Annotated in this window: 22 protein-coding genes; 5 read left to right on the plus strand and 17 right to left on the minus strand. The window is 30.9% G+C overall.

Annotated elements, in window-relative coordinates; all coding sequences use genetic code 11:
* The first annotated feature begins 89 nt into the window (after nucleotides 1–89).
* Nucleotides 90–410 (plus strand): thioredoxin, encoded by a 321-nt coding sequence (trxA, locus tag CR143_RS00745; RefSeq protein ID WP_099339947.1) that lies wholly within the window; start codon nucleotides 90–92, stop codon nucleotides 408–410.
* On the opposite strand, the gene CR143_RS00750 is transcribed toward trxA, so the two are convergent.
* From CR143_RS00750 to aroA, 10 genes are read right to left on the minus strand one after another with little or no spacing between them, the layout of a single operon-like run.
* The gene (locus CR143_RS00750; RefSeq protein WP_099339948.1) at nucleotides 407–1,666 is read right to left on the minus strand and encodes a bifunctional folylpolyglutamate synthase/dihydrofolate synthase; all 1,260 of its coding nucleotides are present in this window, start codon (nucleotides 1,664–1,666) and stop codon (nucleotides 407–409) included. The two genes, trxA and CR143_RS00750, sit on opposite strands and share 4 nt — an antisense overlap.
* Nucleotides 1,638–2,579 (minus strand): acetyl-CoA carboxylase carboxyltransferase subunit beta, encoded by a 942-nt coding sequence (locus CR143_RS00755; protein ID WP_099339949.1) that lies wholly within the window; start codon nucleotides 2,577–2,579, stop codon nucleotides 1,638–1,640. The genes CR143_RS00750 and CR143_RS00755 overlap by 29 nt, the downstream gene beginning before the upstream one ends.
* On the minus strand, nucleotides 2,576–3,376 hold the full coding sequence (trpA, locus tag CR143_RS00760; protein ID WP_099339950.1) for a tryptophan synthase subunit alpha: 801 nt from the start codon (nucleotides 3,374–3,376) through the stop codon (nucleotides 2,576–2,578). Before trpA ends, CR143_RS00755 begins: the two co-directional genes overlap by 4 nt.
* Complete coding sequence (gene trpB / locus CR143_RS00765; RefSeq protein WP_099339951.1) at nucleotides 3,369–4,607, minus strand: tryptophan synthase subunit beta; 1,239 nt, start codon at nucleotides 4,605–4,607, stop codon at nucleotides 3,369–3,371. The genes trpA and trpB overlap by 8 nt, the downstream gene beginning before the upstream one ends.
* Nucleotides 4,604–5,212, minus strand: coding sequence for a phosphoribosylanthranilate isomerase (locus tag CR143_RS00770; protein WP_099339952.1), 609 nt, complete (start codon nucleotides 5,210–5,212; stop codon nucleotides 4,604–4,606). Before CR143_RS00770 ends, trpB begins: the two co-directional genes overlap by 4 nt.
* On the minus strand, nucleotides 5,213–5,899 hold the full coding sequence (gene pyrF / locus CR143_RS00775; protein ID WP_099339953.1) for an orotidine-5'-phosphate decarboxylase: 687 nt from the start codon (nucleotides 5,897–5,899) through the stop codon (nucleotides 5,213–5,215).
* The gene (locus CR143_RS00780) at nucleotides 5,899–6,234 is read right to left on the minus strand and encodes an HU family DNA-binding protein (protein WP_099339954.1); all 336 of its coding nucleotides are present in this window, start codon (nucleotides 6,232–6,234) and stop codon (nucleotides 5,899–5,901) included. Before CR143_RS00780 ends, pyrF begins: the two co-directional genes overlap by 1 nt.
* A 57-nt stretch (nucleotides 6,235–6,291) precedes the next feature.
* Nucleotides 6,292–8,022 (minus strand): S1 RNA-binding domain-containing protein, encoded by a 1,731-nt coding sequence (locus CR143_RS00785; protein ID WP_099339955.1) that lies wholly within the window; start codon nucleotides 8,020–8,022, stop codon nucleotides 6,292–6,294.
* Nucleotides 7,997–8,683, minus strand: a complete 687-nt coding sequence (cmk, locus tag CR143_RS00790) for a (d)CMP kinase (RefSeq protein WP_099339956.1) — start codon at nucleotides 8,681–8,683, stop codon at nucleotides 7,997–7,999. Before cmk ends, CR143_RS00785 begins: the two co-directional genes overlap by 26 nt.
* Nucleotides 8,680–9,978 carry a 3-phosphoshikimate 1-carboxyvinyltransferase gene (aroA, locus tag CR143_RS00795; protein ID WP_099339957.1) on the minus strand — a complete coding sequence of 433 codons (1,299 nt, stop codon included), beginning with the start codon at nucleotides 9,976–9,978 and terminating at the stop codon, nucleotides 8,680–8,682. Before aroA ends, cmk begins: the two co-directional genes overlap by 4 nt.
* Nucleotides 9,979–10,070: 92 nt before the next feature.
* Here aroA and CR143_RS00800 point away from each other — a divergent pair, with 92 nt between their 5' ends.
* On the plus strand, nucleotides 10,071–10,361 hold the full coding sequence (locus CR143_RS00800) for a TIGR02300 family protein (protein WP_099339958.1): 291 nt from the start codon (nucleotides 10,071–10,073) through the stop codon (nucleotides 10,359–10,361).
* A gap of 6 nt (nucleotides 10,362–10,367) precedes the next feature.
* On the opposite strand, the gene CR143_RS00805 is transcribed toward CR143_RS00800, so the two are convergent.
* From CR143_RS00805 to CR143_RS00815, 3 genes are read right to left on the minus strand one after another with little or no spacing between them, the layout of a single operon-like run.
* Nucleotides 10,368–11,102, minus strand: coding sequence for an FkbM family methyltransferase (locus tag CR143_RS00805; RefSeq protein ID WP_099339959.1), 735 nt, complete (start codon nucleotides 11,100–11,102; stop codon nucleotides 10,368–10,370).
* Between the two features lie 11 nt (nucleotides 11,103–11,113).
* Nucleotides 11,114–12,181, minus strand: a complete 1,068-nt coding sequence (gene rlmN / locus CR143_RS00810; RefSeq protein ID WP_099339960.1) for a dual-specificity RNA methyltransferase RlmN — start codon at nucleotides 12,179–12,181, stop codon at nucleotides 11,114–11,116.
* A 43-nt stretch (nucleotides 12,182–12,224) separates the two neighbouring features.
* Nucleotides 12,225–13,361, minus strand: coding sequence for an MBL fold metallo-hydrolase (locus tag CR143_RS00815; RefSeq protein ID WP_099339961.1), 1,137 nt, complete (start codon nucleotides 13,359–13,361; stop codon nucleotides 12,225–12,227).
* 64 nt (nucleotides 13,362–13,425) lie between these two features.
* Between CR143_RS00815 and CR143_RS00820 the strand changes: the two genes are divergently transcribed.
* Nucleotides 13,426–14,370, plus strand: coding sequence for a 2-hydroxyacid dehydrogenase (locus CR143_RS00820; RefSeq protein ID WP_099339962.1), 945 nt, complete (start codon nucleotides 13,426–13,428; stop codon nucleotides 14,368–14,370).
* Here the strand turns inward: CR143_RS00820 and CR143_RS00825 are convergent.
* The 4 genes from CR143_RS00825 to CR143_RS00840 all read right to left on the minus strand — a co-directional run bounded on the left by CR143_RS00825 (nucleotide 14,367) and on the right by CR143_RS00840 (nucleotide 17,231).
* Nucleotides 14,367–15,122, minus strand: coding sequence for an LOG family protein (locus CR143_RS00825; protein ID WP_099339963.1), 756 nt, complete (start codon nucleotides 15,120–15,122; stop codon nucleotides 14,367–14,369). The genes CR143_RS00820 and CR143_RS00825 overlap by 4 nt on opposite strands.
* Nucleotides 15,115–16,413: an NAD(P)H-dependent oxidoreductase gene (locus CR143_RS00830; RefSeq protein WP_099339964.1), complete on the minus strand. Its 1,299-nt coding sequence runs from the start codon at nucleotides 16,411–16,413 to the stop codon at nucleotides 15,115–15,117. The genes CR143_RS00825 and CR143_RS00830 overlap by 8 nt, the downstream gene beginning before the upstream one ends.
* A gap of 6 nt (nucleotides 16,414–16,419) precedes the next feature.
* Nucleotides 16,420–16,725 carry a DUF1476 domain-containing protein gene (locus tag CR143_RS00835; protein ID WP_099339965.1) on the minus strand — a complete coding sequence of 102 codons (306 nt, stop codon included), beginning with the start codon at nucleotides 16,723–16,725 and terminating at the stop codon, nucleotides 16,420–16,422.
* A 176-nt stretch (nucleotides 16,726–16,901) separates the two neighbouring features.
* Complete coding sequence (locus CR143_RS00840) at nucleotides 16,902–17,231, minus strand: hypothetical protein (protein WP_099339966.1); 330 nt, start codon at nucleotides 17,229–17,231, stop codon at nucleotides 16,902–16,904.
* A 174-nt stretch (nucleotides 17,232–17,405) separates the two neighbouring features.
* Here CR143_RS00840 and CR143_RS00845 point away from each other — a divergent pair, with 174 nt between their 5' ends.
* Both CR143_RS00845 and CR143_RS00850 read left to right on the plus strand, forming a co-directional pair.
* Complete coding sequence (locus CR143_RS00845; RefSeq protein ID WP_099339967.1) at nucleotides 17,406–18,710, plus strand: O-acetylhomoserine aminocarboxypropyltransferase/cysteine synthase family protein; 1,305 nt, start codon at nucleotides 17,406–17,408, stop codon at nucleotides 18,708–18,710.
* 41 nt (nucleotides 18,711–18,751) lie between these two features.
* Nucleotides 18,752–19,585 carry a glycosyltransferase family 2 protein gene (locus tag CR143_RS00850; protein ID WP_099339968.1) on the plus strand — a complete coding sequence of 278 codons (834 nt, stop codon included), beginning with the start codon at nucleotides 18,752–18,754 and terminating at the stop codon, nucleotides 19,583–19,585.
* Nucleotides 19,586–19,616 lie beyond the last annotated feature (31 nt).

Here is a 19,616-nt window from a genome sequence, read left to right on the forward strand (position 1 = left end):
AGTTAAAAAATAAGTGGAAAATCTAAGCTCTGTAGTTGACAATTAAATTATGCTTATTATGTTCATCCTATAACAACTCAAGAGATTCTATGCCAACCATAAAAGTTACCGATGAAAGCTTCGATCAAGTCGTATTAAAAAGTGAAAAACCTTTTCTACAACGTTTTACTGCGGAATGGTGTGGCCCCTGCAAAATGATAGCTCCTATGCTTGAAGAGTTGTCCGTTGAACTTGCTGATAAAGTTTCATTTGGTGTTCACAACATTGATGATGAACCTAATACGCCAACTCGTTTTGGTGTGCGAGGAATTCCTACAATGTTATTATTTAAAGGTGGCAAAGTTGTAGATACGAAAGTTGGCGCTTCTTCAAAGCAGCAAATTAAAGATTGGATTTTATCTAAGATTTAATTTTTATTTAAAACTTCACCCATTAAATATAACGATCCAGTGATCAGGATAATTGCATTTGAATCTTCATTTGCAATTTCATGAAGTGCTTCAGTGATGCCTTGTGAAGGGGTGGCTTTAATTCCAAATTCATTTGCAACTTTTGCTAAAATTTTAGGATCTTGTGAGTTGTCTTGTTCTGGAATTGAAATAGTTTTAATTGCAGTAATCGTTGAAGTGAAATGTTTTAAAAACACTTTAGCATCTTTGGTATTTAGCATTCCTAAAATCATATAAATTTTTTTACCCTTTAATGTTTCTAAAAATTTACTCACAGCCTCTGCTGCAGCTTCATTGTGTGCACCATCTAGATAAAGTTGATTGTTTGGATTAATGTAATCTAATAATTTTCCCTTAGTTATTTTTTCAAGGCGCGCTCGATGTTTTACATTTTTTAATGCTTGATTTAGTTTATTAGTATCAAGTTTTTTTAATATCTTTTGTGCTGCTGCAATGGCAGTGCCCGCATTAATGAGTTGATGATCGCCTTGTAGATTTGGTAAATCTAAATCAAATAAAGATTGATCATCTTGGTAAATAAATCTGCCATTTTCTTTGCTCACTTGAAAATCTTCACCAAATATAAATCTTGGCGAATTATTATTTTCAGTTTCTTTATCAATCTGCTTTAATACGGATGAAGATTGTTTTGATATTATAATTTGTGTTTGTTGTTTTAAAATTCCACATTTTTCAGCTGTAATTTTCTCTAAAGCATTTCCTAAAAACTCCATATGATCATAACTGATTGGAGTTATTATTTGAGCAATGGGCTTATTAATTACCGCCGTTGTATCAAGGCGTCCGCCAAGTCCACATTCAAGTATGGTGTAATCTGCAGGTTTATTTTTAAATGCTAAATAAGTTGCAGTAGTCGTTGCTTCAAAAAAGGTCACAGATAACTGATGTTTTTCTATTGCTTTCATTGTGGTTGTTAAGACTTCATTAAGGAATTCATCGCTAATTTCTTTATCTTTTAAGATTATCCGCTCATTAAATCTTTGCAGATGTGGAGAGACATAAAGGTTTACTGTTTTATTGTGGTGCTCGAGGATGGATTTTAAAAATGCACATGTGGAACCTTTTCCTTTGGTGCCCACACAATTGATGACATTTTTTAATTCATCTTGCGGGTTATTTAATTTTTGTAAAAGAACTTTAATTCTATCTAAAGATAGGTCTATTTTTTTAGGATGGAGGCTGAGTAATCGATCCAAGAGGGCTTTGTTGTTGATCGGTGATGAGGCTTGAGTCACTTAAGAAGACCTTATTTTTATTAGTAAGTTGTAATATTAAAGTACTTATCACTTTTGGTAAATCTTTTCTTTGCACCACCAAATCAATTTGACCTTTATCTTTTAAATATTCTGCCGTTTGAAATTCAGCTGGCAACTCCTCTCGAACTGTCTCTTTAATAACTCTAGCTCCTGCAAAGGCAATGAGCGCTTTTGGTTCTGCAATATTAATATCACCAAGTAGTGCAACGGATGCTGTGGTTCCGCCTGTGGTTGGATCTAAACAAACGGAGATGAAGGGAAGTTTTTCTTGTTTTAATGAATTGATAGCTGCAATCATTCTTGGCATTTGCATTAATGATAAATTAGATTCTTGCATTCGCATTCCACCTGAACAAGAAAAGAAAACGTAGGCAAGTTTGTTGGTGTAAGCAAATTCAGCTCCAGCAACAAATGCTTCTCCTGCAGCTCTTCCAACGGATCCGCCCATAAAATTAAAATTCATCGCGCCTGCAACAAGGTAAACATTATTAACTTTTCCCGTTGCAAGCATTACCGAGTCATGTTGACCTGTATCTTCACGCGCTTGTCTTAATCGAAGTCCGTAAGTTTTAGAATCTGTAAATAGTAAAGGATCATCGATTGCAGGAAGCATAGGGGAGATTTCTTGATATTGCCCCTCATCAAAAAATAATTGAAATCGCTCTTTTGGTTCGATGCGGTGATGTTTATTACATTTATTACAAACATATAAATTATCCTTTAAATCCTGTTTGTATAAGACCGCACCACAGGAACAATTTTCCCATAATTTTCCCTCAGGGCCGATTTTAACGCGAAATAGATTTTTTATTTTAGGCTTAAAGCGCTTAAATTTATCGGTAATCCAGTTCATATTTTAGATTTTAGCAATTTTACTAAATTCGTTAATGTTTTAACAGGACTTCTCTTTTTCTTTAAAGAGTCAGAAATTCCTTTACATAATTGACTGCCCACCACCAAACCATCTGCTTGTTTTAAGGATTGAATAGTTTTCTCCGTAATTCCAAAGCCTATTACAATATTTTTATCTTTATTAATTTTTTTTATTTTAAAATAATTTTTTAATATTTGTTTCGGTGTTACTTTTAATTTTCCACCTGTCGTTGATAGCATGGAAATATAATAAATCATGTCGTGGGAGTGTTTAATGATCTGTTTCATTCGCTCAGTTGATGTTGTAGGCGCAAGTAATTGGATAAAATTCATGTGATGTTTTTTACATTTATCTGCAAATTCTTTGTTTTCTGGAAAGGGTAGATCCACCACAATTAGTCCATCTACTCCTATGTTTTTGCATTTATTTAAAAATTTACTCTCACCATATTGCAGGATCTGATTAAAATAGCCCATCAGGATCGTAGGCTTTGCAGATTCTACTTTTTTAAAGTTTTTAACAATTTCAAATACATCATTTAATTTTGTTCCATTTTTTAAAGCACGATACGAACTGTTTTGAATTTGTTTTCCATCTGCAACGGAAGTGTTGTGGGGCATTCCAATTTCGCAAATATCAACGTAAGGTGAAATTGCTTTTAAAATATCCAATGTCATTTTTTTATTACTATCACCTGCAACAATGTAAGTGAGCAGAGCAGGTCTTTTTTCTAATTTACAATTTTCAAAGGCTAGGGTGATATTTTCGTTAATCATGATCTTTTCCTAGTCGCTTTGTTAAAATTAATTCATCTTTTTTTGCATCACCGCAAGAGTTTACAACGATGATAGTATCTTCACTTAACTTTGGCGCAAGTTTGATAGCCACAGCAAAGGCGTGTGATGGTTCTAAACTTGGTCTTATTTTTTCATTCTTTGCAATGAGTTGATAAGCAGCTAATGCCTCTTCATCTGAGACAGCAGTGTATCTTGCTCTTTTTGCATCTTTTAAAAAACAATGCAGAGGTGACACGCCAGGATAATCAAGGCCTGCACTAATGGATGCAGTTTCACTAATTTGTCCTTCTTTATCTTGCACTACATATTGTGCAGCGCCATGTAAAATTCCAATCTTAGATTTATTAGTTAAAGGCGCAGCATGCAGTTTACTACTCTTAGGTCCGCCCGCTTCAACTCCAATAAATTCAACTTGTTTTTTATTATAATCCATAAAGGAATTCCAAAAGCCAATTGCAGAAGAGCCACCGCCTACACAATTAATTAATTTTAATTTCTTTGGAATTTTTCCAAATTCCTCTTTCAACTGAACAATAAGTTCCCTTGAAATTTGAGCCGTACTCCAAGCACAAATTTTAACAAATATATTTGGTCCAACTGTTGAGCCAACACACATGTGCGTCGTGTCACAATTTGAAACCCAGTAGCGCATACATTCTGAAACTGCATCCACCAATGTTTTGCTGCCAGAATCTACTGGAATTATTTCAGCACCATTTGCACGAATGGCATCACAATTTGGTTTTTGCCTTGCCATATCTTTGGTGCCCATAAATATCTTACATTTTAGACCAAATTTTTTTGCAGCCATGGAAAGCATTTTTCCAGCATATCCTGCACCAGTGTCACCAATGATATATTTTTTACCTGCGTGTTTACAAATTAATGCATGAACGATGGCATTATAAATTTTATGCGCTCCACCATTAGCTTCGCTTACAACCTTTGCATAAATCTGTGCGCCACCTAATTGATGGGATGTGTTGTAAAGTTTTATAAATGAAGTAGGTGTACCTACGTAATTTTTAAAATAATAATCCCGTTCTTTAATAAATTTTTTATCTTTTCTAAGTTTATTAAAAAGCTTGGTAAGATCTTCAATGGGTTTTTTAAGGGTTTCTGGAACAAAATTTCCACCAAATTTACCAGCATATAAATAGTTTTTATCGTGCTGATCGATGATGGGTTTTCTCTTTTGTATTCTAATCATGATTTAACTTTATCTAAAAATTCAATAATTTTTTTATTACTTTTAATTCCTCTACTTTTTTCAACTCCTCCTGAAATATCAATACCATAAGGCTTATACTTTAAAACCTCGTCCAGATTATTAATATTAATTGAACCTGCAACTAAATAAGGTTTTGTTATTTTAAGATTTTTTAAAATCTTCCAGTCAAATTTTGCACTTTTCTCCATAGCCGGACTATCAAATAGAAACATATCCACTTCATCTTCAAATTCTTTAAATGTTTTTGCACTACTTTCATCGGTGACTTTAATGGCTTTGATAATCTTTTTATTATATTTTTTTTTTAACTCTTTAACTCTTTTCAAATTCTCATCTCCATGTAGCTGAAGATAATCAAAATCTTTTTGAATATATTCAATAAATTGATTAGTTTCATTTACGATTACTGCAACTTTATTAATATGACTTGGAATATTTTTTACAAGTTTAGTTGCTTGTTTTGGAGTTAAGTTTCTTGGTGATTTTTCATAAAAGACAAAGCCTAAATAATCAACTTTATGATCAATTGCAGTTTGGATGCTTGCAGCATCGGTCATGCCACAAATCTTAACTATTGTTTGCATTTAAATTAAAGCGTTTAAAACTTTTTTAATGTTAGTTTTAGGATTTCCTTTAGTAATGTCCCTACCAATGACTAGATGGGTTGCACCAAGTTTTAGCGCTTGTTTTGGGCTCATCACACGTTTTTGATCTTGGACTTTGTTAGATATTCGAATTCCAGGCACTACTATTTCAAAATTTTTTGAAACTTTTTTCACCTTTGTTATTTCATGAGCGGAACAGACAATACCGTGAATTTTTGCAAGTCTTGCAGTTTGTGCAAGTTTTTGTACTTGTGTTTGAATAGGTGTGTTTGATCCCATTTGTTTTAAATCTTTATTAGTAAGCGAGGTTAAAATGGTCACTGCTAATATTTTCATTTTTTTATTAGTCTCAGATTGCGCTTTTTTTGCAGCCTTCATCATTTCTAATCCGCCACTTGCATGAATGGTTAGATAATCAGGACTTATATCTCTTAAGCTTTTGATTGCCTTATAAACAGTGTTTGGAATATCTTTTAATTTTAAATCTAGAAATATTTTTACATTTTTATTTTTAAATTTTTTTACAGCCTCACGGCCACCTTTAGAGCAGAAAAACTCAAGGCCGAATTTAGCGCCATAAATATAATTTTTTGTTGCATTAATAATTTCACTTGCGCGCTTGTGGTTGTTTGTATCAACCGCAACAAAGATGGGTTGTTTTTTCATTAAATTTTTCCGTCGTACATATCTTCAATTATTTTATCTATTTCTTCAGGTGTACGATTTGAGTTAATTCTAAATTTTAGATCTTTTGCCATTCTAAATGCGATACTTTTCTTTATTCCAACTTGAACTTTCTCGCCAGTTCTAGGGTTTCTTGCTTCTCTAGGTTTTCTAGTTTTAACATGCCAAGATCCCATAGATCTAAGTTCTATTCTTTGACCCTGTGCAAGTTGGTTGCCTAAATGTTTAAATACCAATTCAACCATTCGCTCCACTTGAGCATGATTTAAATATTTGTATCGGATGGCTAGATCTTGAATGAGGGTAGATCTTTTCATTAACCCTATTTTTATGGGTAAGTGATTGAACTTACAATCTTTTTATAGTTGTGGAGATTATTCTTCTACTTTATCTTTTTTAGACTTTTTAGGCTTTTTCTCAGCAGTAAGGGCAGGCCCTAGGATATCTGCAAGGGCAGCACCAGAGTCGACGTTTTTGTATTTCTTAATCGCTTCTTTTGTTTGTTGTTCTTCTAATTTTTTAACAGATAATTCTACTTTTCTTTCTTTTTCATCTAAGTGTACGATCATTGCATCTAAAGCATCACCCACTGCAAAACGATTTGTTCTCTGATCTGCCTTTTCAACTGCAATTTCTGCTCTTTTAATAATGACTGGGAAACGTTTCTCACCCACATTCACTCTAATATAAGAGTCTAAGATTTCAGCTACTTTTGCAGTAACAATGTCACCTTTTTTCTTACCTTTAAATACATCAAACGGATCATCTAACAGAGCTCTAACTGATCCATTTACTTTATCATCTTTAATATCAATGATTTTAAACTTTACAGTGTCACCTTTTTTGTAATTATTTAAAGCCTCTGAACTCTCAGAATAATCTAATTGTTTATAATGAATGAAGACATCAATTTCAGAATCTCCAGTATTTAAGAAAATACCAAATTCTTTTTTATTTACAATTTTCGCTTCAACGACTGAATTAATTGGATAACGTTTTTTGAAATCTTCAATTGGATTTTCTTGAGTATCTTTATAAGACAGAACCAGTTTCTTTTTCTCTAAATCTAACTCTTTTAATTTAACTTTTACCACATCACCCACTTTAAATACTGTTCGAGGATTTACATTTTTATTTAAGTGTTTGATTTCAGAGGTGTGAATTAATCCTGCAATTCCTGCATCTAGCTCAGCAAAGGCACCAAAGTCAGTTAATTTAGAAATTTTAACTTCATAAACTTCACCTACTTTAAATTTATTTTCAATACCAATATATGGATCAGGCGTCATCGCTTTAATTGAAAGCGACATTCTTTTTTGTGTATTATCTATTTCTAAAATCTGCGCTGTTACTTCTTCACCTACTGTGAAAATTTCTTCAGGGGATGAAACTCTAAGATGAGAAATCTCTGATGTGTGGAGTAGACAATCTAAAGACTCAACGGATACGAATGCACCATATGATTGGATAGCTTTAATTTTTCCTTTAACCACATCACCCACTTTAAATTTAGCAAGTACTTCATCCTTGCTCATATTTTTAGACTCTTCTAATAAAACTCTTCGTGATGCGATCACGTTCATTCTAATATTGTCGATCTTAATGATTAAAAATTCTAACGGTTTATTAATAAAGTCATTTGGGTTTCGAATAGGAGAGTCTGCAAGTTGTGATGATGGAACGAATGCTTGAATTCCAAATATCTCGCAGGCAAATCCGCCCTTAACACTACTTTTAATTGTACCAGTAACTTTTGTTTGGTCGTCAAAGGCTTTTTGAATTCTGTTCCAAGATTTTACTCGTTTTGCTTTTTCACGAGATAAAATAACTTCACCGTGTTTAGACTCTAATCGTTCAATAAATACTTCAAGCTCGTCTCCAACTTTTAATGTTTCAAGTTCTTCACTTGTAAGTTCACTCTTATTAATTACACCTTCAGATTTTAAGCCAACATCGATGAGTACAATTTTTTCTTCAATTCTTGAGACGATACCGTTCACTAATGAACTTTCTGCGGTAACTCTCTTATCTAGATCTTGCTGAAGTAATGAGGCGAATTCGTTGTTCGATGAGTCTTCGTTATAGGCTTTTATGTTTTGTTGCATTCAGTAGTTTAATTTTATTCCTTATCACTTCGTCTATTTCGACAAAGGCGGCTTTTGTATTATAAAAAGAACTATCTAGCAATACAGCATCTTTTGCTGGTTTTAAGCTAGAAATCTTACGATGAGTGTCTTCGTAATCTCTTCTTTTAATATCACTCTTCACTTTGCTTAAGGTCGTGTTAATTCCTAATTTTTTATACTCTTTAAATCTACGCACCGCTCTCACATTTAAACTTGCTGTTAGATAAACTTTCACATGAGCATCTGGAATAATCACGGTTCCTATATCTCGTCCATCTAAAATAGAGCCTTTGAATTTTTTTGGTGGATTATAAGCAAGGTTATGCTGAACTTTTTTCAGCATTTGTCTTATTCTTTTCTTCTTCGAGATAATAGATGCAATTTTTGTAATTGGTTCTGTTGTTAGTCTTTTATCTTTTAACTTTTTAAGAGTTAATTTCTTAAGTGCTTGTTTTAATTTTTTATAATTAACCTTTTGATCTTTACTCTGATAAACTTGTAAAGCAAAGTATCTATAAAGTTTTCCAGAATCTAAATGGAGTAGTTTGTATTTTTTTGCAATTTGTTTAGCTAAAGTGTTTTTACCAGAAGCCGCTGGTCCATCAATTGCAACACGTAATCGATCTACTTTGTTTTTCAATTTTTTTTAATTTTGTTAATGGTTTTTGTAAAACTTGGAAAACTTGTTTTTACATAATTAAAATCTTTAATTTTAAAAGGTTTATTTAAAACTTGGGAAAGAATGTAGAAGGACATGGCAATTCGATGATCGCCTTTTGCATCAATTTTAATTTTTTTATTAAGTTTAAAGGAATTTGTTCCTGTAATTTTTACAGAATTTTTTGTAGAGCTAATCTTAACACCTAGTGGTTTAAGACCTAGTTCCATTGATTGAATTCTATCGGATTCTTTTACTCGAAGTTCTTCTATACCTTTAAATTGTGAAGTTCCTTTTGCAAAACATGCAGCAATGAAAAGAATAGGGTATTCATCAATTAAACGTGGTGCCATTTTTTCAGGAACTATAGCTGCTTTTAAATTAGAACTTTTTGCCTCAATATCACCAACCAATTCACCACAAATTATTTTTTTATTTTTAATTTTTATCTTAGCTTTCATTTTCTTAAGCACATCTAAAATTCCAGTTCGGGTTGGGTTGAGTAAAACATTTTTAATAATAACCTTTGAATTTTTAGAAATTAACGCAAGTATGATCATAAAAGCTGCAGAGGAGATATCTCCTGGAACAGAAATATCCTTTGCATCAATTGGCGTTTTACCAAAGATTGAAATAATTTTTTTATTTTTTGATTTTTTGATTTTAATATTAGCATTTAAATATTTGAGCATGATTTCAGTGTGATCACGGGTTTCAAAACGCTCTTCTAAAGTTGAAATTCCTTTTGTATTTAATGCTGCTAAACACCAAGCCGATTTTAACTGTGCACTTGGCACATTTAATTTTTGATCATTTTGCAATCCAACGTAAGAGCCTAAAAATTTAAAAGGCATGGTATTTTTATTTTCTGGCAGCGCATTTGCACCAAATTCTCTAAGTAAATTAATCACTCTACCCATAGGTCTTTTGGATAAAGACTTATCCCCTGTAAAATTTATTGTGATTGGATATGTTGAAAGCAATCCCATTAGCAATCTAGCTGTGGTTCCGCTATTTCCACAATTAATGGTGCCATTATATTCTTTAAGTCCGCCAACCACTAAACCATAAACATAATAATCTTTTCCTCGCTTAATTATATCTACACCAAATTTTCTTAAAGCATTCATGGTGCTAAAAACATCCGCAGACTCTAAAAGATTTGTAACTTTAACAATTCCTGTTGCTTGTGAGCCAATGATGAGTGCCCGATGTGAAATAGATTTATCGCCTGGGATATTGATAGTTCCGACAAATTTTGGCAATTTTTTATCCATTTTGCTGATTTTTTATTAAGTTGATAATTACATTAAACTTTATATACAAGCAAAAATTAATCGATCAAATTTAACAATATTTAGAGGCTACATTGGATAAAAAAAACTGGGGAACTAAAAGACTTTGTGAGTGTGGTAAAAAATTTTACGATTTTAATAAAAACCCAATCCTTTGTCCTTGTGGAAAAGTTCAAACCTACGAAGATAAATTTGCAAAACTTGTAGCTGCAAAACCAGTAGATAAGAAAAAAGAAATTGATCCAGATGCAATAGCAGATGGAGAAGATTTTGTAGCGAAAGAAGATCAAACTGAAGAAATGGTTATTTCTTTAGATGATCAAAAAGAGATCGAAGAAACTTTAGAAAAAGAACAAGAAAATTAGAAAGTATTATTTTTTATTCAATTTCTTAAAAAATAGGTTTATAGGACTTTTAAATATTAATTTATATCTTAAAGATTTCAGATATTTATCAATGTTATTTTGGTTTATATTTTTTCCTATACCATTTTCTATACATATTAATTCAGGGTTATATTTTCTTAAGTTAATATTTTTTAATACTTTATAATCCTCTCCTTCAATATCGATTTTTAAAAAATCGAATTGTTTTAAATTAATTTTAAAATTTTTGATAATTTTTTCAAAAGTAAAAATTTTTATTTTTTTTTTAATATAAGAATTTTTATGATATTTTTTTATCATATCAGAATAATTCTTATGAATAGATATTTCCGTACTTAGAATATTATTATTTGGAATGTAAACTATTCCGATTTTGTTTTTATTAGATATTGCAGAGCATATATTTATATCTCTTGGTCTCCAAATATCAAATAAATCGATATTAATCCTCATAAGATCTATATTTAGACCGCTCCATCCCTTTTTATAAAGAAGGTAAGTATTATTAAGCTTAAAAGGATGATTGCAGCCAATATCAATATAATTACCTAGTTTTTTTTTTTTAAAAAATTTTTCAATAAAAATATCGTCACTAAACTGAGAATAGCTTTTCTGATAAATATATCTAAAGTTTCTAATATATAAATTGTAGTATAGGTAAATTTTATATAATATTTTATTTTTTATGGCTAAAGACAAAAAGAACCTTTTTTTAAACATTTGTGAGCTTATTAGTTAAACTTTCTTTTTTGACTTTCAGTTCTAAGTTGACCACAAGCTCCTAAAATGTCTTGTCCGCGTGATCTTCTAATTGTTGAAACATAACCTGCGTCTTGAATAATTTTAGAAAAACTTTCCATCTCTTTTCTTTCAGTTGGCATATAATTAACTCCAGGCCACGGATTAAATTCGATTAAATTAACTTTACAAGGAAACTGGGCCATTATTTTTGTAAGTTGTTTTGCACATTCTTTACTATCGTTAATGCCTCTTAACATAACGTATTCCAAGGTAATCTTTTCATTTACAGTTTTTGCATAATATTTGCATTGTTCTATAAGATCTTTAATTTTAAATTTTTTATTAATTGGCATAATTAATTCACGAATTTCATCAGTGGGTGCATGTAAAGATAATGCTAAATAAGTTCTAATTTCTCTCGCAGCTTGCGGAATTTTATCTGCAATTCCAGCGGTTGATACGGTTATTTTTTTAGATCCATAATTAAGACCGTCCTTATCTTTTAAAATTTCAACAGCCATTTTAACATTGTCATAGTTATAAAAAGGCTCACCCATTCCCATTAATACAATGTTGGTAATTATTTTTTGTTCCTGCCAGTCATTTAATTGTTCTTTAGCAATCATTACTTGATTAACAATTTCAGAAAAATTTAAATTTTTTACCAATCTTTGAGTTCCGGTATGACAAAACCTACAGTTTAGAGTGCAGCCAACTTGTGAAGAAATACAAAGGGTTCCTCTGGTTTTTTCAGGAATAAAAACACATTCTACTTTATTTCCATCTAATAATTGAATTAGCCATTTGATAGTCCCATCCGATGATTTTTGTGTATTTGCAATTTTTGGTTTTTCTAAAGAAATGTTTGAGGATAATTCTCCTCTAAGCTCAATGGGTAAATTTGTTAAATGATTAAACTCTGAAAGTCCTTTTTTATACACGGCTTGCCAAAGTTGTTTAGCACGCATAGATGTTTTTTTTTCCTCGATATTTAAATCAGTAGTTAAAAACTGCTTTAAAGTTTGCAGATTAAAATCAAAGAAGTTTTTTAAACTCATGACCGTTAGTTTTACTAGAAATTTTTTAAATTACTTTGAAATTTTAACTTAAAATCTGTTTTATCGTTTTAGTTTCACCGATTTTAAAAAGAATGGCATCTTTTTCTTGATAGCCATAGTTTTTAGCATTTACTAAAAATTTAGTTGGAGGTTCAAAGGGGTCCTCTAAGGACATTAAAATAGTTCCCCAATGCGTGCCGATTACTTTTTTTGCTTTTAAGTTTTTTGCAATATCCAAAGCTTCTGCAGGATTAGCATGGGAGTATTTCATAATATCAACCGGCTCATATGCGCCGATATTTACAAACACTATATCAATTGGTCCATATTCTTTGCCTAGTTTTTTATAAACTTCACCTGTTGCTGTATCGCAGCAGAATAAAATTTTCTTTCGTTGATATTCAATTAAAAAGCTTCCCCACAATGTTCGATTACGATCAAATACTTCGCGTCTAGACCAGTGGATAGCTGGAAGAAAAGTTATTTTTAAATCTTCCAACTGCTTTTCTTGATACCAATCCATTTCTGTAACATCTTTAAAACGAAAATCTTTATAAAATTTTGAAAGTTTTAATGGACATAATACTGCTGCTTTTTTATGTGGAAAATTTTTTGTAGCTTCAGTGTCTAGGTGATCATAATGATTATGAGTGAGCAGTAATAAATCAATTTTTGGAAGTTCTGATAATTTTATGGCAGGATCAATGTATCTTCTTGGACCGAAAGCAAGCGGACCTGCATTGGGAGAAAAGAACGGATCAGTAATTATAGTTTTGCCACCTAAGCGAATTAAAAAAGTTGTATGCCCAATCCAAGTAACAGTATCTTCATTTTCAAGTGCAGTTAATTCACTGAGTACATTTTCTTTTGGCACAACATGTTCTTCAGGAATTTTAACTTTTATTTTTTGCCGCTCCTTATTGAACTTAAACCAAGGAAATTCATAATCTAATTGTTCAACGCTTCCTTCAGGATTTCTGAAGGTTCCATCGGGCAAGTGGTGATAGGGTCTAATATAAGACTCTTCAGTTTTAAATACTGTACTTGTATCCTCAGTTTTTTTACCATCCCGGTTTGTAACTGGAACGGAGGTACAGCTTGCAAGAAACATTAATAATGCAGAATAGGATTTGTCTTTTATAAATCTGAAGAAATTTCGTTTATTATTAAAGACGTCCATAGGTAGAGTTTGTAAACTAATTTTATGTTATTTTGTTGTCAATTATATTAAATAAATATTATCAATGAAATCAATCGTTCCATTCGTAGCCAAACTTGAAAAATCTGAAATTGATAAGTGGGTAAAGGTATTAAAAAAAAAACTTAAAGGAGCTAGAATTGTAAAGTTTTCTGATCTTAAAAAATCTGAATATTCAAAAGTTAAGGTAGCAGTGGTTGCAAATCCAAACCCAAGTGAGGTTGAAAAATTAGTAAATTTAAAATGGGTACAAAGTATTTGGGTTGGAGTTGAAAAATTAGTTCAAACTTTTAAAGGGAGCGGGGTTAAGATTGTAAGACTTGTTGATCCTGAGATGAACCGCACAATGGCTGAGGCTGTGTTATCATGGGTATTATATCTTCACCGCGACATGTATTCTTATCGGGTACAGCAAGGTAAAAAAGCTTGGATTGAATTAGATTATATAAAGCCTTCTAAAAAAGTTGTCAGCTTTATAGGTTTAGGTGAACTTGGCAAAGCAGCAGCTAAAAAATTGATAGAAAATGGCTTTAAGGTTTGCGGCTGGAGTGGAAGTAAAAAGAATATTAAAAAAGTAAAATCATTTACAGGACATTTTGGACTTAAGAAAATGTTAGGACAGACTGATATTTTAGTTAGTCTCATTCCTTTAACAGATAAGACTAAATATTTATTAAATTATAAAACTTTATCTTTTTTAAAAAAAGGTGCGTGCATTGTTAATTTTGCAAGAGGCGCAATTATTAATGAGAAAGATTTAGTTAAACATTTAAATTCTGGAAATATTAAACATGCAGTCTTAGATGTCTTTGAACAAGAGCCATTACCTAAAACAAGTATTTTATGGAAACATAAAAAGGTTACAATTCTTCCTCATATTTCTGCAAATACTGACTTTGAAAGTGCTTCCGATATTGTAGCTAAAAATCTTAGATTATTTAAGTTAAAGAAAAAAATTCCAAAATCTGTTGATTTACAAAGAGGATATTAAATAATCTTTTCTGGATTATCCACGCAGTGATCTCTCAAAACACAAGATACAAAATCAAAAGCCTGTTCAATATGATCAGTAACAAGAAAAAGATTTAAATCTTCTTTTTTAATCATATTTCTCTCTAGTAAATAATTAAAATTTAATGTGGTATTCCAAAATTTTTTACCAATTAAAACAATGGGCATTGGTTTTTGAATTTTTTCAGTTTGTTTCAATGTTAAAATTTCAGTTAATTCATCTAAGGTGCCAAATCCACCTGGGAACATAACAGTTGCTTTTGCAGGTTGAACAAGAAAAAATTTTCTCATAAAAAAATAATAAAACTGCAAACTTAATTCTGGGGTGATATATTTATTATTTTTTTGTTCCTCAGGTAATTTAATACCAAGTCCAATACTTTTTCCACCCGCTTCCAAAGCACCACGATTAGCAGCTTCCATTATTCCAGGGCCACCTCCTGTTGCAATTACAAAACGGTTGTGATCTTTTGAATATTCATTTGCCCACTTTGTAAATTTAAACGCTAGCGCTCTTGCTTGTTCATAACATTCTGTATTTTCATCAGCTAAATTATTATTATCTTCTTTTGATTTAACTCTAGCACTGCCAAAAAAAGTTATCGTATCAATAATTTTATGTATTTCAAAAACTGACTTTACTTTTTCATATTCTGATAAAATTCTAATAGATCTTCCCTCAGGACTTTCTAAAAATTTTTTATCTTTAAAAGCCTCTTTTGGTTTATTCATTAACTATTAAATTTTTTTGATATTCTCTTGCTTTTAATACTTCTTTATTCCAATTAATTTCTACATCATTCATACTAATTAATTCATCCTTATTAATATTTTTTTTAGCAATTGCTCCACTTGAAAGACCTAAGGGTAGAAGGTTTTCTTTAACACTTCGTTTAGCAGTAAATAGTCTACCCCTTGCAGCAAATCCGCCTTCACCATCTAAAACTTCACCAATTTTTATGTCTTTTTTTGCAACACAAACAACATCTGCATTAAAATAATTCGTCTGTCCCGTTGCTCGTTTATCCATTGCGATCACATACATGGATTGAGCAAGTTCAAGGCCAATATAATGGTACGGTCGCCAAATAGCAGAATAATTTCCAGATTTATCCGTAATCATTCCATATTCTTTAAAACAATTTCTTGAATATTCATTTTGTGCTTTAATTACTATGTAAACGCCCCACCTTAAATCATTGGCGATATTATTTTTATTTTCATCAATGGATGAAATAACCTCAACTTGACCTTCATAATCCAAAACTCCACCAGCAGATTTTGGAATGAGTTTATTTGCAATATCATAAACGCCAACAGCTGGATAAGTTAAACCATTATTTGGACAGCGAAGACCTGATGCATTAGCAACTGCAGCCATTTCAATGGAGGATTTATCTCCCGTTGTAAAAGAGTTAAACATCTTAGGATTCATCCCAGCCTTTTTGGCTTGTTCATCTGTCATTCCATAATTTTTCCAAACCGTATCAGGGGTAGAGTATTCAAAACTTGGATGGTATTTGGTTCCTTTACCAGCGCCAACAACTAAGAACCCATTTAATTTTGCCCATTCAATTTGTTCCATAATCAGTGCAGGCTGGTCCCCATAGGCCATGCTGTAGATTACATTATTTTTTTTTGCTAGATCTGATAAATACTTTCCACAGAGAACATCTGCTTCAACATTCACCATTATTATATTTTTTTTATTATTAATTATTTTAACAGCGTGCTCTGTTCCAATTATTGGATCTCCTGTTGCTTCAATAAAAATATCAATATTTTGTTTTAATGCATCGTCCAAAGAATTAGTAAAATTTATAGAGTCAATTGTTTTTTGGCTAAGACCGCTATTTGTGCAATTTAATTTTGCTTTCTCAATATTAATATCAACGATGGTACTAATTTTAATTTTTTGTAATTGATTATATTGAGATAAAAACATGGAAATAAATTTTCCACATCCAATAAAACAAATTGAAATATCTTTATTTAAACTTTGAAGCTTAGAATATAAATACATTTGTATTTATATTTCTTTTTTTGCCGCCTCTAAAAATTCGGACATTTTCTTTCTAATCTCAGTATCTTGAATACTTTTGCCCTCTAAATCTTTTTTTATTTTTTTAAAAACATCTTCATCTCCCGCCTCTTGAAAATCTGACTTTATAACTTCAGTAATATAATTTTTTTTTTGTTCTTCATCTAATTTTAAAATACTTGCAGCCCAAGTTCCTAAAAGCTTGTTCCTTTTTGCATTAATTTTGAATTCAGTCTCCTGATCATTAGCAAATTTTTTTTCAAAAGATTTTTCTCTATCCTTAAAATTATTCATAAAGATAATATAAGCTTAAATTTGAGTTGAATAAAGAGGTCGTATATTAATTTGTAAATTTAATTAAAAGTACGATATAATAACTAAATGCCTTTAATTTTTATAGCGTTATTAGTTGTTATTATCGTACTTTTAATTTTGCTTTATAGAAAAAAGTAATCTTAAGATAATTCTAATTATCTTTTATATTTGTTATCGTCAGATTCCCAATAACCTCTTTTTTCACCATCTCTACTTTTATTTTTGTATTTCTTTTCTTGAGATTCCCAGAAAATTTTTCTTTCATCTCTAGTTAAGATCTTATCTTTATTAGTATCCATTTTATCGAATATCTCTTCATATTTTTTTAAATATTCAGCTTTTGAAATAGTTTCATTTTTGTACCAATTATGATGCTCGTATTCATCATGATCGCGGCCATATTTTCTTCTGTCATCGTCAGCTTGTGCTAATGTAACAATACTTAGCAACAGAGTTGTGATTACAATTTTACCCAGTGTTTTCATTATTTTTCTTTCGGTTAGTTTTCATATATTTCTTAAATATGTGAGGCTTAATTATGTTGTAAACCTCCTTAAATTAAGTCATTTATTTTAAGTTTTAACAACCAGCGCGTTATTGAACTGAATTAACAATTATATAAATTACAGAAAAAATAATTTTTTAATAAATAAAAATAAATGACTACATCTAGTAAACATCCAGAAACTATTGGTTTACATGGGGGAGATTATAGAAGTGATGCAACCACAACTTCGGTTGCTGTACCAATTTATCAAACAACTAGTTATCAATTTAATAACACTGATCATGCAGCAAATTTATTTGCCTTAAAAGAATTTGGAAACATTTACACAAGGATTATGAATCCAACGGTAGATGTTCTTGAAAAAAGAGTAGCTGCTTTAGAAGGCGGTGTTGCAGCTTTAGCAGTTGGATCAGGGCAGGCCGCATCAGCATTCTGCATTCAAAATTTATGTAAAGCAGGAGACAATATTGTAGCTTCTACAGATTTATATGGTGGGACGGTAAATTTATTTAAAAATACTTTAAAAGATCAAGGGATCGAAGTTCGTTTTGCAGATCCAATTGATCCAAAAAATTTTGAAAAACTAACAGATGATAAGACGAGAGGATATTATGGTGAAACTTGTCCAAATCCTTATCTTAGAATTTTTCCAATAAAAGAGGTTGCTGAAATTGGTAAAAAATTTGGAATTCCATTAATTATGGATAACACAGCATCACCTATCATTTGCAAACCTTTAGAACATGGTGCTGCAATTGTGATGCATTCTTTAACAAAGTTTATTGGCGGTCATGGAAATTCAATTGGGGGAATTATTGTTGATGGTGGAAATTTTAATTGGACTGCAAATAAAAAAAGACAACCCTTTTATAATGAACCAGATCCATCTTATGGAGGAGCGGTGTGGGGCGAGGTTGTTCCTCAATTAACAGGAGCTAACATTCCATTTATTATAAGAGCGCGAGTTGTGTTACTTAGAGATTTGGGAGCTCCTTTATCACCTTTTAATGCATGGCAAATTATTCAAGGATTAGAAACTTTAGCGTTACGTATGAAGCAACATTGTTCTAATGCAGAAAAAGTTGTCTCATACTTAACTAAACACAGTAAAGTTCAAAAAGTAATTTATCCAAGTTTACATGCTGGTGAAATTGGAAATCGTGCGAAAAAATATTTATCCGGTGGATTTGGGGCATTGTGTGGACTTGAATTAAAAGGTGGAATTGATGCAGGTAAAAAATTTATTAATGCATTAAAACTTTTATATCATGTTGCAAATATTGGAGATGCAAGAAGTCTTGCAATTCATCCAGCTTCAACTACCCATTCACAACTTTCTTCTGAAGAGCAATTAAAAGCAGGAGTGACGCCAGGATATGTAAGATTATCAATTGGAATTGAACATCCAGATGATATTTTGGCTGACATTGAACAAGCATTAAAAAATATAAGTTAATAAGTAATATTTTTTAATAAGTTCAAAAGTTTAAAAAAATCATGTTTTCAATAATAATACCTACTTTCAATAATATAAACTTTTTAAAAATATGTTTGGCTAGTCTAAAAAAAAATTCTGCATTAAATAATGAAATAATTATTCACGTTAACTCTAGTGATGATGGAACTCTTGAATTTGTAAAAGAAAATAATTTAAAATTTACATACACAAATCTGAATATAGGTCTTTGCAGCGCCGTTAATATAGCTGCAAAAAATGTAACAACAAATTACATTCTTTATGCGCATGACGATATGTATTTTTTACCAGAATGGGACTTAGGATTAAAAAAAGAACTTGAGAATATAGGACATAATTTTTTTTATATTCACGCTGTAGAAATAGGGGTTAATGGTGCTCATATTAAATTTGATTGTGGTGATAGTTTTATAAATTTTGACGAAAAAAAACTTCTAAGTAATTATAAAAATCTTAATTTTCAAGATTGTAATGCTAATCACTTATCCCCACATTTAATCCATAAAGATTTATGGAATAAAGTACTAGGTTTTAGTGAAGAGTTTAATCCAGGTGATGGTTCTGATCCTGATTTAGTATTAAAATTGTGGAATGAAGGTGTTAGATATTTTAAGTGTTTAGGAAGTTTTAAAGTTTATCATTTTGGTTCAGTAACAACACGAAAAAAGGAAGGTTTAAAACTTAATAAAGGAAGAAATACATTTATTAAAAAATGGGGATTATCACCTCTTATTGTTAGAAAATATTATTTAGAAACTGGAAAAAAGTTTGAAACTCGAAGATCAATAAAAAAAGATTTTTTTTATTTTTATTACTTATTTAAATCATTATTACAAAGAATTTTTATAAAATAAAACAACAATAATTAATTACTCGAATAGTTGC

Origin of the sequence: Candidatus Fonsibacter ubiquis, from assembly GCF_002688585.1 — a bacterium.
Taxonomy (GTDB): domain Bacteria; phylum Pseudomonadota; class Alphaproteobacteria; order Pelagibacterales; family Pelagibacteraceae; genus Fontibacterium; species Fontibacterium commune.